This window comes from Endozoicomonas montiporae CL-33 (genome assembly GCF_001583435.1).
Classification (GTDB): domain Bacteria; phylum Pseudomonadota; class Gammaproteobacteria; order Pseudomonadales; family Endozoicomonadaceae; genus Endozoicomonas_A; species Endozoicomonas_A montiporae.
Genome location: NZ_CP013251.1, coordinates 3,036,152 through 3,050,084, shown reverse-complemented (window position 1 = coordinate 3,050,084; position 13,933 = coordinate 3,036,152). Strand labels below are relative to the sequence as shown.

The 13,933-nt window shown below is 51.8% G+C and carries 12 protein-coding genes; 7 read left to right on the top strand and 5 right to left on the bottom strand.

The genetic code is table 11. The annotated features are described in order from the left end of the window. Positions 1-28: 28 nt before the first annotated feature. The 4 genes from EZMO1_RS13995 to EZMO1_RS13980 all read left to right on the top strand — a co-directional run bounded on the left by EZMO1_RS13995 (position 29) and on the right by EZMO1_RS13980 (position 5,300). The gene (locus EZMO1_RS13995; RefSeq protein WP_051789268.1) at positions 29-1,222 is read left to right on the top strand and encodes an O-succinylhomoserine sulfhydrylase; all 1,194 of its coding nucleotides are present in this window, start codon (positions 29-31) and stop codon (positions 1,220-1,222) included. A 145-nt stretch (positions 1,223-1,367) separates the two neighbouring features. After that, positions 1,368-2,267 carry an AAA family ATPase gene (locus EZMO1_RS13990; RefSeq protein WP_034872782.1) on the top strand — a complete coding sequence of 300 codons (900 nt, stop codon included), beginning with the start codon at positions 1,368-1,370 and terminating at the stop codon, positions 2,265-2,267. Between the two features lie 11 nt (positions 2,268-2,278). After that, a complete protein-coding gene (locus tag EZMO1_RS13985) occupies positions 2,279-3,256 on the top strand; it encodes a DUF58 domain-containing protein (protein WP_082211568.1) in 978 nt (325 codons plus the stop codon). After that, positions 3,249-5,300: a transglutaminase TgpA family protein gene (locus EZMO1_RS13980; RefSeq protein WP_034872786.1), complete on the top strand. Its 2,052-nt coding sequence runs from the start codon at positions 3,249-3,251 to the stop codon at positions 5,298-5,300. The genes EZMO1_RS13985 and EZMO1_RS13980 overlap by 8 nt, the downstream gene beginning before the upstream one ends. A 21-nt stretch (positions 5,301-5,321) precedes the next feature. Here EZMO1_RS13980 and EZMO1_RS13975 read toward each other — a convergent pair whose 3' ends face one another. The 5 genes from EZMO1_RS13975 to ppnN all read right to left on the bottom strand — a co-directional run bounded on the left by EZMO1_RS13975 (position 5,322) and on the right by ppnN (position 11,836). After that, positions 5,322-6,818 (bottom strand): macro domain-containing protein, encoded by a 1,497-nt coding sequence (locus EZMO1_RS13975; RefSeq protein WP_034872787.1) that lies wholly within the window; start codon positions 6,816-6,818, stop codon positions 5,322-5,324. 56 nt (positions 6,819-6,874) lie between these two features. Beyond that, on the bottom strand, positions 6,875-7,324 hold the full coding sequence (locus EZMO1_RS13970) for a YiiD C-terminal domain-containing protein (RefSeq protein WP_051789269.1): 450 nt from the start codon (positions 7,322-7,324) through the stop codon (positions 6,875-6,877). A 96-nt stretch (positions 7,325-7,420) separates the two neighbouring features. Then, positions 7,421-10,012 carry a bifunctional aconitate hydratase 2/2-methylisocitrate dehydratase gene (gene acnB, locus EZMO1_RS13965; protein WP_034872788.1) on the bottom strand — a complete coding sequence of 864 codons (2,592 nt, stop codon included), beginning with the start codon at positions 10,010-10,012 and terminating at the stop codon, positions 7,421-7,423. Positions 10,013-10,117: 105 nt separating this feature from the next. Further along, positions 10,118-10,291 carry a hypothetical protein gene (locus EZMO1_RS26865; RefSeq protein ID WP_160174000.1) on the bottom strand — a complete coding sequence of 58 codons (174 nt, stop codon included), beginning with the start codon at positions 10,289-10,291 and terminating at the stop codon, positions 10,118-10,120. A gap of 156 nt (positions 10,292-10,447) precedes the next feature. Further along, positions 10,448-11,836 carry a nucleotide 5'-monophosphate nucleosidase PpnN gene (gene ppnN, locus EZMO1_RS13960; RefSeq protein ID WP_034872789.1) on the bottom strand — a complete coding sequence of 463 codons (1,389 nt, stop codon included), beginning with the start codon at positions 11,834-11,836 and terminating at the stop codon, positions 10,448-10,450. A gap of 220 nt (positions 11,837-12,056) precedes the next feature. On the opposite strand from ppnN, the gene EZMO1_RS13955 reads away from it, so the two are divergent. From EZMO1_RS13955 to EZMO1_RS13945, 3 genes are all read left to right on the top strand, one after another. Beyond that, on the top strand, positions 12,057-12,560 hold the full coding sequence (locus EZMO1_RS13955; RefSeq protein WP_201772129.1) for an aminoacyl-tRNA deacylase: 504 nt from the start codon (positions 12,057-12,059) through the stop codon (positions 12,558-12,560). 106 nt (positions 12,561-12,666) lie between these two features. Then, positions 12,667-13,257 carry an NUDIX hydrolase YfcD gene (gene yfcD, locus EZMO1_RS13950; protein WP_082211570.1) on the top strand — a complete coding sequence of 197 codons (591 nt, stop codon included), beginning with the start codon at positions 12,667-12,669 and terminating at the stop codon, positions 13,255-13,257. A gap of 55 nt (positions 13,258-13,312) precedes the next feature. Beyond that, positions 13,313-13,927 (top strand): riboflavin synthase, encoded by a 615-nt coding sequence (locus tag EZMO1_RS13945; protein WP_034872790.1) that lies wholly within the window; start codon positions 13,313-13,315, stop codon positions 13,925-13,927. Positions 13,928-13,933: the final 6 nt, after the last annotated feature.

Here is a 13,933-nt window from a genome sequence, read left to right as displayed (position 1 = left end):
GCTGTCAGCTCTGATCTCGGGAAATTCCATGAAAGATAACGACAAAATAACATCGGACTGGGCCTTTGAAACACAGGCTATTCGTGCAGGATCGATTCGCAGCGGTGAAAGGGAGCACAGCGAGGCGATTTATCTTACCTCCAGCTTTGCCTATGACAGTGCTGCCCAGGCGCAGGCTGTGTTTGCCGGTGACGAAGAGGGCAATGTTTACTCCCGTTATACCAATCCGTCCATCAAAATGTTTGAAGACCGTATGGCGGCACTGGAAGGTGGGGAAATGGCCTGTGCCTCGTCGTCGGGCATGGCAGCCATACTGGGAATGTGTATGGGCTTGTTGCAGGCTCGCGATCACGTTATCTGTTCCCGCAGTGTGTTCGGGACGACCTTCACGATTTTTGCCAAATACCTGGACAAGTTTGGCGTCAAAACCACGTTTGTTGACTTTACCGACTACCAACAGTGGCGCAACGCCATGCGCCCGGAAACAAAGTTACTGTTTCTTGAAACGCCTTCCAATCCGCGGGGCGAAGTGGTTGACCTCGAACTCATGGCAAGCATTGCCCATGAAAACGACGCTTATTTGATGGTTGATAACTGCTTCTGCACGCCTGCGCTCCAACAACCCTTGAAACTGGGTGCTGACATTGTTGTGCATTCTGCCACCAAATACATTGACGGTCAGGGGCGTTGTATGGGTGGCGTTGCGGTGGGCAAGGCAGAGTTGATCGAAGAGATGCATTTATGGCAACGGGCCGCCGGTGCCTGCCTCAGCCCTTTCAATGCCTGGAACTTTTATAAGGGGCTGGAAACACTCAGCCTGCGTATGGAAGCCCATTGTCGTAATACTCTGGCTCTGGCACAGTGGCTGAATGAGCATCCGGCGGTAGAGGTGGTGCATTATTCGGGGCTACCTTCACATCTCGGCCACGAGCTGGCCAGACGGCAGCAAAAAGGCTTTGGAGGTGTACTGGCCTTTGAAGTCAGGGGCGGGCGCCAACAGGCCTGGACGGTTCTGGACAATGTTCAGATCATGTCCCGTACCGCGAATCTGGGAGACACCCGGACGACCATCACTCATCCGGCAACCACGACACACTGTCGTTTGTCTGATGAAGACAAGGCTCGCTCAGGTATTACCGAAAATCTGGTACGCATTGCGGTTGGTCTGGAGAATATTGAGGACCTCAAGCGTGATCTTGAAAGGGGACTGAGCCAGCTTTAATGCCAAAAATTTGAAGAAAGGCTTTTGTGCTTTCATGATACGAATCTCGGACAGGCTCCTGAGTTGCTTGAAACCAGCCTCACCTGCCGATAATAATCGGCAGGTCTCTCTCATAACCACCAATAACAATAACAGGTTCACTTGAATGAATGAGTTGCACCAGTGCATTCATGGTCTTAATGATCTGATTAAGGGTAAAGAGCACGAAGTGCGACTGGCTGTCTGCTGTCTTCTTTCGGGAGGACATCTGCTGGTGGAAGACCTGCCCGGCATGGGCAAAACTACACTGGCTCATGGTCTGGCGACCGTGATGGGGCTGGACTATCAGCGCATACAGTTTACCAGTGACCTGTTGCCAGCGGATATCATTGGTGTCTCTGTTTTTGAGAAACAGACCGAGTCCTTCCGCTTTCATGAAGGTCCGGTGTTTTCCCAGCTGGTACTGGCTGACGAGATCAACCGGGCTTCGCCCAGAACCCAGAGTGCCCTGCTGGAAGCGATGGAAGAACGACAGGTGACGGTTGAGGGAAGGTCCCTGACGTTGCCATCGCCTTTCTTTGTGATTGCGACCCGGAACCCTTCCGTTCAGGAGGGAACCTTTGCCCTTCCTGAGTCGCAGCTGGATCGTTTTCTGATGCGCATTCAGCTGGGGTATCCGGATCAGGCGTCAGAATTATCCTTGTTGAAAGGTGAAGCCGGACGCAGCCAGCTGCAGCAATGTCAGCCGGTATTGTCCTCCGATGGGCTGAAAAATGCTCAGCTGCAGACGGAAGCCGTTCATGCCAGTGACCATTTTCTGAAATACCTGTTACGTGTTGTCACTGCCACACGACTTTCCAGTGAATTTGTGACCGGCTTGTCTCCGCGGGCCAGTCTGGCGCTGTTACAAGCGAGTAAAGCCTGGGCGCTGTTACACGACAGAGATTACGCGATTCCCGAAGACCTGCAGGCAGTCTTTTCTTCAGTGGCTGAACATCGCCTGATGGGGCGTGAAGCCGGAATGTCAGCGCAGGCGTTGTTGGCCAGTGTTGATGTGGCAGGCTGAGGTGTTTCAGCATGAGGCCATTTAAACAGCGAATGCATAAAGCCCGGCAACGGATTTCGCAATTCATTCTGGGAAAAAGGACACCTGTCAGGCAGGTCACATTAGATCAGAGACGTATATACATTCTGCCCAGCCTGCCCGGAATGATCTGGCTACTGGTCGCTTTACTACTGTTTCTGATGGCAGTGAATTACGTCAACAGTCTTGCATTGGCTATGGCATTTTTTATGGTCAGTCTGTTTATGCTCGCCATATTCCACACCTGGAGGAACCTGGCCGGACTGACCATTCGTAGCCTTGGTGGTGAGGCGGCTCATGTTGGACAGGCAGTCAGAGTCACCGTTGAGATTGAGGGGCATGATCGCGAACGGGTTGCTATTAAACTGGGCTGGCCCGAACATGAATATTTAATCGTTGATACTCGGGGAGCTACCCAGATCGACCTGCATGTTACAGGGCATCAGCGGGGCTGGCTGGCGCCGGGACTACTGCGGATTGAGAGCCTTTATCCTCTGGGATTATGCAAAACCTGGAGCTGGCAGCCTCTGGACACGGGTGTGTTGGTTTTTCCGTTGATTGATGATGGTCACCCACTTCCTTCGAGCCGGAACCCCGATGGCAGTCGGGCTGGAACCATGATGTCCGGACTGGAAGAGTTTGCCGGTGTGCGTCGCTATCAGGCTGGAGATTCCAGCGGGCATGTGGACTGGAAAGGCTATGCCCGTCGCCATGAGCTGAACACGAAAACCTTTGATCAGCCTGCAGGCCAGGATTGTGTTTTGTCATTAAACGACGCTCCAGGCTATGGGGTGGAAGCTAAATTATCCGTTCTTACGGGCTGGTGTCTGCGATGTGAACGACAGAAGCAGCCTTATGGGCTTGAACTGCCTGGTGTCTGGATCAGCCCGGCTACGGGACAGCGACATCTGTATGACTGCCTGCAGTCTCTTTCATTGTTTCAAACCGATTTGGATACTCAGAATGTCTGACGGGCACAGACTGGAACAGAGTATCAGTCGTACGTCAGTGGTCTGGCTGCTGGTGGCTCAGGTCATGGTTTTGTTGCCGTTGCGGGACGTATTGCCCATCCCTCTGTTTGTCATTGCTCTGTTTTGTTTTATCTGGCGGCTGGCGTTATGGTACGGGCGCTTGTTCTGGCCGCCCCTCTGGTTGCGTTCAGCGCTGATTGCCCTGTCACTGGGAACGGTGGCCGTCAGCTTTCAACCCTTGTGGACACTGGAGTCGATGGTGTCGGTGCTGGGCGGTGCTTACTCGCTCAAACTGTTAGAAATGCGACAACGGCGTGACGCTCTGGTGGTGGTCTACATCGGTTTCTTTGTGGTGACCACCAGTGCACTGTTTTCCCAGAGTCTGTTGCAGGCGGGTTATCTGGTTCTGTGTCTGGTGATACTGATTGCTGCCCAGCAGGGACTGTATCGTCGTAATGAACTTTTACCGGTAAAAAACAGTTTAAAGTACGGTCTGGTTTTGGTACTTCAGGCAGCACCGTTGACTGTGGTGTTGTTTGTTCTGGTTCCCCGGCTTGATCCTTTATGGTCGGTACCTCAGCCGGATTACAGTGCCACTACAGGCGTCAGTGATCGTATGGCTCCCGGGGATATCGCCCGACTTAGTCAGTCTGACGAACTGGCATTCCGCGCGGTGTTTGAAGGTAGTCTGCCGATGGCGCAGGAACGCTACTGGCGCATGGTGGTGCTGGATCAGTTTGATGGAAAAAGCTGGTATCAGTCGTCAACGGCCGATCTGGTCAGCAAAGGCGTTGCTGTCACCGAATGGCAGCAGGATCAGCGACAGCCGGTGGAATGGTGGTCATCGCAGCCGGATGGCTATCGTTACGAGGTATTGCTTGAAGCAACCGGTAATCCCTGGCTGGTGACTCTGGGGCCTGCTACCCGGAACCTGAAAAACTATCTGCTGATGCGAACGTTACGACTTGAGGCTGGCAGCAAGCTGTATGAACGTCAGGTGTATTCCTTTTCCAGCAGCACGTTTTCTAGCAGCACGTTTTCAGGCAAAGAGTCAGGGCTTTCGACGGTTTTGCCTGACTGGTTGCGAAGGCATAATCTGCAGTTACCCAGAGGTAATCCCCAAACCCGAAGAATGGCAAGGCGGTGGATGTTGTCGGTCAAAGGTCAGCCACAACAACTGGCTGAACGTATACTGCAGTACTTTAAGGAGCAGAACTTTGCTTACACCCTGTCGCCACCACTGATGGCGGGTGAAAGTATTGATCGCTTTCTGTTTTCTGCCAGACAGGGGTTTTGTGCCCATTATGCGGGCGCTTTTGTTTTTATGATGCGGGCAGCCGGAGTGCCTGCCAGAGTGGTATCCGGTTATCAGGGGGGGGAACTCAAGCCGGAGCAGAATATGATTCAGGTAAGACAGTTTGACGCCCACGCCTGGGCTGAAATCTGGGTGTCCGGAAAAGGCTGGGTGCGTTATGACCCGACCAATGCGATTGCTCCAGAGCGTATTTCAGGGGGTTTGCAGTCAGCATTGGGTCTGGGTGGCGGTTTTCTTGATGAACAGCCATTGTCGCTTTTTCATTTTCGTAATGTCACCTTGTTGAATCAGTTCAGGCTGTTTTATGAAAACCTCGAGTATCGCTGGCAGCGAACAGTCATTGATTATCAACGTGAACAGCAGCAGGCTTTACTGAAAGGGCTACTTGGGGGTGGATATCCTCAATGGCAGCAAACCGGCTTGCTGGTGTCGGTTATTTTTATGGTGCTGTTAGTTAGCAGTCTAATGCTGTTATACCACCGGGATAGCAAAGACGAACTGACTCGGTTATACAGTCAGTTTCTGGGCAGGCTACAACGTTCAGGCGTTCAGATAAAAGCGGGTGAAGGCGAATGGAGTCTGGCAAAGCGTATTGAAGCGGAACATCCTGAACTGTCTGAAGCTGTGTGGGCATTTGTAAAAGAATACATTCAGTGTCGTTATGCCAGTAAAGAGCCGGTAGAGTCCGGTTATATCAATGAATTGAAGAACAAGCTGAAATCACTCTGACATCATTCTCAATTGGGGCAGCTATCCAGCGTTGTAATAAGGCGCAAGCTTTATATTCAGGTCACCAAGAAATTTACGAGCCAACAGTTGGTCTTCCGGATTCATGTGGTGTGCATTGACATTTAAATAGAGTGCTGCCGAATCAAGATATTGGATCAGTTCATCGCTCGCAGCCCCGGGATCCTGATTGTCTCTGATCAGTTCAATGATACGATCGACTTCTTCTGTCAGCCATCGCATTCTGCCTGCAATGGGCATATTATCTTTTTCAGGCAAAATGTCCTTGAGTGCATGCTCCAGCTGGGCTTGAACCATCAATGGTGACGGGGAAGCGGGCTGTTTGTCAGGGACAGGATCTTTCATATTGAGCTGGTAATGTTCTTCCCGAAGCGCGTCTCCTACCTCGTTTTCCGGAAAGGCCAGATAGATGGAGGGTGGCGATGGTTTGGTATCAGGATCGCTCAGATAGTAGGTAATAGCGAGGTGGGCAATTCTGGCTTCATCTTGTACCGACAGGTTCAGATAGCGACTAAGTATCGGAATGGCAATACTTCTGGAACCTTGCTCGTGAGCGGTTTTAATGGCGTTGATATAAGCGCTGAACAGTCGGGCTTCCGGCTGGCTGTCCCAGGGTTCGGGCAGTAAAGTATGTACAATTTGTCTGAATCCCAATTTGGATGTATCTCCGGCATCGGTGAACAGTGACTGACCGGCTTCCAGTCTATCCAGCTGATCGAGAAGGCTGCGTTGTCTGAGTCCGGGTTCCACGCCTGCCAGAGTGTCGAGAATAGGTGTTGTCTGTCGTTTGTCTGAACGATGCGGGCAGACAATGGTATTAATATTGGGATGAACCTTATGATTGATTTTTGTAATGTCACCGCCGAACAGGTTGAGCTGACCGTTTTTGAAGCTCAGCAAAGAGAGTGTTGCTGAAGGCATGGCGACCGGAGTATGGGAAATGTTGCGCTCTTTTAATCGAATGTCAGGGACAGCGGTTTCCTCAGCAGGTGCTGGGGTAAGCCGTTTTGCTTCAGCCAGCGCTTTGCATTGTCGTCGATAGATCGAAAAAGGTTTAATCGCCGAACGCTCCTGATGAGCTTCAATGAGGTTCTCTACGGATTCCCAGTCCTGTTGATCTGCATGGCTCTTTAGCTGGTTCATCAGCTTCATCAGCCCGACATTGCCGTCTTTATAGGCCTTTACTTTTGCTTTGAACGCCTCTCTGGCTATATCAGAGATCAATTGCCGGGCGTTGGTTAAATGGTGGTGATATGCCTGATCGTGATTCCGCGCGTGTGAACGGGAAGACAAGCCGAAAAGCGGTCTCTTCTTGCTGGTAGCGCGTTCTCTCAGATCCTGCGGGTTACTCAAGTCAGGTGCATCACTGAGCGAACGACCAACATGACTGGGCAACACACGAACAGGCTTGTTTTTAAACCATCCTTTGAATAGATTCGCCAGCCCTTGTTTGAGCCTCTGAAATTTTGGACGCGCTCGGCTGCCTGACAGGGGGGTCATAACATTTTTATAATGAAGTCCTTGTAATACCCAAAGTATAAACTGTTGGGTATTTGTCACCGTTGCGGGCGGGCAACATAAAGACCGGAAAAAGTGGCTATCAATTGACTGTCGCTGAATACCTCAACCTCCAATTCCAGACGTGCACTGCGTTGCTCTTGTAAACGGCTGTAGAAGGTGTCCGGAACGGTTGAGCTGCAAACGGCCTTTAGCGCAGAGTGGCCGGGCTTGAGGTATTGCATGCTTTGTTCGGCAATCACCGCATCAGGCTCGTCACAAAGGGTTTTGGCATGCAGCATGGTGAACGCCCAGCCACACAGGGTGGCAATGGTGGCAATGCTGCCGCCAAATGCAGTGCCTTTGTCGTTGATATTCGGTGCCAGTGGGCAGCTCAGGGTCAGCCGGTTGTCTTTGAATTCGTCCAGCGTCAGTTCCATCGCCCTTAGCAGAGGAATTTCTTCCAGTACCCAGTCTGCGAATGCCTGTGTCAGTTGTGGCGATTTCATAGCCTGCTCCTGATCGGTAAGAAAAACCCCTGTCAGAGCAGGGGTTTTATGGGGCGTTAATCATTAAATGCCGGGTTGGGCTTACTATTTATTAAGTCAGCTGGCCCTGGCGATAATATCGTCTGCCGCCTTCTGATAAGACTCGACCTGATCAAAGTTCAGATACCGGTAAACTTCAGCAGACATGGCGTCCAGGTTTCGGGCAAATGCCATGTACTCTTCAGCGGTTGGAATCTTGCCAAGGATTGCCCCCACGGATGCCAGCTCCGCCGAGCACAGGTAGACGTTTGCACCATCACCCAACCGGTTAGGGAAGTTACGGGTTGAGGTGGACAGTACCGTGGCTCCGGGTTCTACCCGTGCCTGGTTACCCATGCACAGTGAACAACCGGGTATCTCTGTCCGGACATTGCTGGCTTTGTAGATATCGTAGAAACCTTCCTGTTCCAGTTGTGCCTTGTCCATCTTGGTGGGCGGAGACATCCAGAAGCGGGTCTTCAACGGATCGGTGTTCTGCTCCAGCAGGCGACCGGCAGCGCGGAAGTGACCAATGTTGGTCATGCAGGAACCCAGGAACACTTCATCCACCTTATCACCGGCCACATCCGAGAGCGTGCGGGCATCGTCCGGATCATTCGGGGCACACAAGATAGGTTCTTTAATGTCCGCCAGATCAATTTCGATGATTTCCGCGTATTCGGCATCTTTGTCAGCACGCATCATGGATGGATTTGCCAGCCATTCTTCCATCTTGCGGGCGCGTCGTTCCAGAGTACGTGGGTCACCGTAGCCTTCACTGATCATCCAGCGCAACATGGTGACGTTGGACTTCAGATATTCAGTAATCGAAGCTTCTGACAGAGTGATGGTACAGCCCGCTGCAGAGCGCTCTGCCGAGGCATCGGACAATTCAAATGCCTGTTCAACCGTCAGATCTTCCAGTCCTTCGATTTCCAGAATACGACCGGAGAAGGCATTCTTTTTACCTTTCTTTTCAACCGTCAGCAGGCCTTGCTTAATGCCATACAAAGGAATGGCATGAACCAGATCCCGGAGTGTGACACCGGGCTGCATTTCTCCTTTGAAACGCACCAGTATGGATTCTGGCATGTCCAGAGGCATAACGCCGGTAGCCGCAGCAAAAGCCACCAGACCGGAACCGGCCGGGAAAGAAATGCCCAGTGGGAAACGGGTGTGGGAGTCACCACCGGTTCCTACCGTGTCAGGCAGTAACATCCGGTTCAGCCAGCTGTGAATGATGCCATCACCCGGACGCAGTGCCACACCGCCACGATTCATAATGAAGTCAGGCAGCGTGTGGTGTGTTTCGACATCAACAGGTTTGGGGTAGGCTGCCGTATGACAGAAGGATTGCATGACCAGATCGGAAGAAAATCCAAGACAGGCGAGGTCTTTGAGCTCGTCACGGGTCATGGGGCCGGTGGTGTCCTGCGAGCCAACGGTAGTCATCTTGGGTTCGCAGTAAGTGCCGGGACGAATACCGGTGACACCACAGGCTTTGCCGACCATTTTCTGAGCCAGAGTGAAACCTTTGCCGGAATCTTCAGGTGAAACTGGGCGACGGAACACTTCGGAATGACCGAGATCCAGAGCTTCTCTGGCTTTTTCGGTGAGCCCCCGACCAATAATCAGGTTGATACGGCCACCGGCCTGAACTTCGTCCAGAATGACGTCGGATTTGAGGGCGAACTCGGACAGAACCTCACCGGATTCAGACAGGATTTTGCCATCATAAGGACGAATTTCGATCACATCGCCCATATTGAGTTTTTCAACCGGTGCTTCAAACACCAGTGCGCCAGCGTCTTCCATGGTGTTGAAGAAGATTGGAGCTACCTTGCCACCAATGCAGATGCCGCCAGCACGCTTGTTGGGTACGCCCGGAATATCGTCACCAAAGAACCACAATACAGAGTTAGTGGCTGACTTACGGGAAGAACCGGTGCCTACAACATCACCCACAAAGGCAACAGGCAACCCTTTGGCTTTAACCGCTTCAACCTGCTCAAGCGGACCGGTGACGCCGTGTTCTTCCGGCTCCAGACCGTCCCGCGTCATTTTGTACATGGCGCGTGCGTGCAGGGGAATGTCCGGACGAGACCAGGCATCCGGAGCAGGTGACAGGTCATCGGTATTGGTTTCGCCAGACACTTTGAAGACGGCCACTTTAATGCTTTCAGGCACCACCTCACGCCGGGTAAACCACTCGGCTTCCGCCCACGACTTCAGGACGGCAACGGCATTGCTGTTACCCTCTTTTGCCTTTTCCTCAACGTCGTGAAAGGCGTCGAATACCAGCAGGGTTTTCTTCAGCTGTTCGGCAGCCAGTTCACCCAGCTCGGCACTGTCGAGCAGGCCAACCAGTGTTTCAATGTTATAGCCGCCCAGCATCATACCCAGCAGTTCAACGGCTTTCTGGTGAGTGATCAGCGGTGACTGGGCTTCCCCCTTGATGATGGCGGACAAAAATCCTGCTTTCACATAAGCAGCTTCATCGACACCGGGAGGGATACGGTTTTCCAGCAGTTCCAGCAGGAACGCTTCTTCACCGGCAGGAGGGCTTTTGAGCAGCTCTATGAGGCCGGTGACTTGTTCAGCATTCAGCGGCTTTGGTGGGACACCTTCTTCAGCACGCTCTGCGACGTGTTTTCTGTAGGCTTCTAGCACGTATATACCCTCTCATCTGTGCTGCCTGATCGTGATGTTTCGTCGAGTGAGGACGCGATGGCGATCAGATGCAGATGTTCCTGATGAAAATTATGTTTTGCACAGTTACTGCAGGTCCTTGTGCAGCTGTAAATAAAACAGGGCTGAGTGCTTCAGTCCTGTACCGGTCGCCCTGTTATTTGTATTTTTATGGAGGCTGGCAACCGGCTGAGCCAGTGTTGTCGGTGGCAGGGCATTGTTGATTGCTTTATGGTTTTTTCGGGCTGAAAACCTGACCATCGACTCCGGTGGCGCGGGCAGTATATCGGATAGTGCAGTGTAAGTTAAGTGGAAGCCGCACTGTCGAACTATGGGCGAGGGGCAAGTGGCTGGTTCGGTCACTCGCCCGTTCTCTCTCTTTCAGTTGTTTGTCAGACGGCTTCTTACATTCAGTGATCAGCTGCTGACGATTTCATAGCAGGGCTCATAATGGCTGCCGGGAAGCTTCATTCGATACTGATCAACAAACGATTGCAACAGGGCATCCATCTCTTTCATTAACGTTTCGTCACCGCTGAGCTGGAAAGGGCCGTGCTCACGGATAGAAGCCACGCCTTCTTCCTTGATGTTGCCTGCGACGATGCCGGACATGGCTTTGCGCAGGTTGGCAGCCAGTTCATGGGTGGACAGTGACAGACTGAGTTCCAGGGCTGACATGCTGTTGTGGTTGGGTTCAAAGGTTTTCTGGAACTGCTCATCAATGGTCAGTAGCCAGTTGAAGTAATAGGCATCACCGTGCTTGCGTCGGAACCGGGTCACCTGTTCCAGTCCTGTACGCAGGGTTCGGGAGACTTCAACCGGATTGTCGATAATGATCTGATACAGTGCCTGGGCTTCAGGGCCAAGCGTTTTGGCGATAAAACTGTCGATGTGATCAAAATAAGGCTTTGCCGATGCCGGGCCGGTAAATACAAGAGGAAATGGAATGTCCTTGTTGGCCGGATTCAGCAGTATGCCAATAATATAGAGAATTTCCTCGCAGGTACCAGGCCCGCCGGGGAAGACAATAATACCGTGTCCCAGTCGTACAAAAGCTTCCAGGCGTTTTTCGATGTCAGGCAGGATGACCAGTTCGTTAACGATGGGGTTGGGTGATTCGGCGGCAATGATACCGGGTTCTGTCAGGCCAATGAAGCGGCTCGATGTTACCCGCTGTTTGGCGTGACCAATATAAGCGCCTTTCATCGGGCCTTTCATGGCCCCGGGACCGCAACCGGTGCAGATGTTCATGTACCGCAACCCAAGCTGATAGCCAACCCGTTTGGTGTATTCATATTCTTCCCGACTGATGGAGTGCCCTCCCCAGCACACGACAGTGTTCGGCAGATGTTTGGTAAGAAAGGCGTCGGCATTCCGCAGAATTTCAAACACCATATGGGTGATATCGGAGGTGCTGCGTTCGTCGAAGCGCGGGTCTTCGGTAATGTGAGCCGAAACGTAAAGAATGTCGCGCAAAACCGAGAACAGGTTTTCACGCACACCGCGAATCAGTTTCCCCGCGACAAATGCGTCTGCCGGTGCGTTAAGGAGTTTAAGCTTAAGACCTCTCTGTTCCTGAATGATGCGAATATCAAAATCCCTGTACATGGCCATCAGCTCTTCGGCGCTGTCGCCTTCATGTTCACCGTTCAGCACGGCCAGTGCACATTGCCTGAACAGTCTGTGTAAGCCGCGTTTGCTGGTATCCTGCAGCTTTTGTACTTCCCGGTTGGATAATACACGCATGGTGCCCACTGGGTTAACCGTAGTGGTGACGGTGTAGATAGAGGTTTTATTGACTGTCATGGAGCCCTCTGAAGTCATTGGTCGGGAATGTATCGACTACCGATTCATTATATGAGTCTGGTATAAAATTTATCAGTCTTGACGAATCGTGATTCCTCTGACAAATTCAGAGTGTTTGGGTTTACTTTCTCTGCTTTATGTTCCCGTGCTTTACTCGGAATTTTTTCCACTCCGGACATCCTGATCATTCGTCTCTTATCCTGATTGCTTTCCTTTTTCGATGTCCATTGCCCGTGAGGTATCCATCATGCTGGTTCAGAAAGTAGCCGAGTTCCTGGCGGCTCATCATGTATCCTACAGGACTCAGCAACACAAGCCTGCTTTTTCTGCCCAGGAAGTGGCTGAACAGGCGCATATCAGTGGTCACAAGGTGGCTAAAACGGTGGTGATTAAACTGGATGGAAAAATGGCTCTGTGTGTGTTGCCAGCCACGGAGCGGGTCAATTTTAGCATGTTGCGTCACGCGGCAGGCAGCCACACGGCAGAGCTGGCGACGGAAGACGAGTTTGCCAACCATTTTCCTGCCTGTGAACCGGGTGCGGTGCCGCCGTTTGGAAATCTGTACGGGTTACCGGTCTATGCCATGGAGACATTGAAAGCAGGTAAAACACTGGCCTTTAACAGTGGTGATGCTTCAGAACTGCTGGTACTGGAGTGGGAAGATTTTACTGAGCTGGTACGCCCTGTTGTACTGACAGAACAACAGCGGGCGGCTATTGCCTGATGTCGTTTTGCTCTCTAATATGTGGGTTGCCAGTGTATGATGATTGAGTTTTTCAGTCTGGAAACCAGAACAACAATAATAACAATTGCCCAGAGGATGCAGTCCGATGTCAGACCGTCGTATCGAGAACAGTCAACCCTCCAGCTTCAGCAAATTATCCAATGTGGATGAAAAGCCTGCGGATGAAAAGCCTGCGGATGAAAAGGTCGTTGTGGTTGATGAACATAATCATATTACCGATGTCGTCAGTCGTCAGCAGATGCGAGCTGAAAAGTTGTGTCACAGAGCAACCTACGTCTTTGTGTTTGATACTCAGGGTCGGTTGTACGTGCAGGAACGCACCATGACCAAAGACCTGTTCCCCGGCTATTTTGATCCGGCCACCGGAGGTGTTGTGGCAGCAGGGGAAGAGTATGATGAAGCCGCTTACCGCGAACTGGAAGAAGAGCTGGGTATTTCCGGTGTCCCTCTGACGGCGCATTGCCATTTTTATTTTCACAGTGACGATTGTCGGGTCTGGGGGAAGGTGTACAGCTGTCAGTATGACGGTGAGCTGACACTGCAGGAAGAAGAAGTGGCGGCGGTGATACGTGAAAAACCGGAACATATTCTGTCCAATCGCTTTCACAGAAATTATACACCTGACAGCATAACCGCTCTGGAGCGCCTTATGGCTGTTCAGGCAGTAGCAAGCTGAAGAAAAGGGGTGTTAAGATGATCTTCTTGTTTTTCAGGCAGTAACGAGAAATTATATGTTTACCGGAATCGTCAAGGGTGTGTTTCCAGTCAGCTGTATTGAATCAAAGGAGCAGTTTGCCACGCTTTCTGTGGCATTACCGGCAGAGCTTCTGAAAGGTCTGGAAACCGGTGCCAGCATTGCCATTAACGGCACCTGTCTGACCGTAACGGCTTTCAATGACTCGGATGTCACCTTTGACGCCATGCAGGAAACACTCCGCGTTACCAATCTGGGCGACCTGGAACAGGGTACTCCGGTCAATATTGAGCGTGCAGCCCGGTTTGGTGATGAAATAGGCGGGCATCTGCTGTCCGGGCACATTCACGATACGGTAGTGATTGACGAGGTCATTAAAACGCCTGACAACACCACCGTGTTTTTCCGGTTTGATGGCCGCTGGTCCGATTATATTCTTCCCAAGGGCTACATTGCCCTGAACGGTTGCAGTTTGACGATTGGTGAGGAAGTCAAAGACAACCGTTTTTGTGTGCACCTGATTCCGGAAACCCTGAAGCTCACTACCTTTGGACGGTGTCAGGTTGGAGACCGGGTTAATCTCGAGATAGATAGCCAGACACAGGCCGTTGTTAACACGGTTAAAAGCTATCTGAAATCCGGGCGTTCCTGAATATCC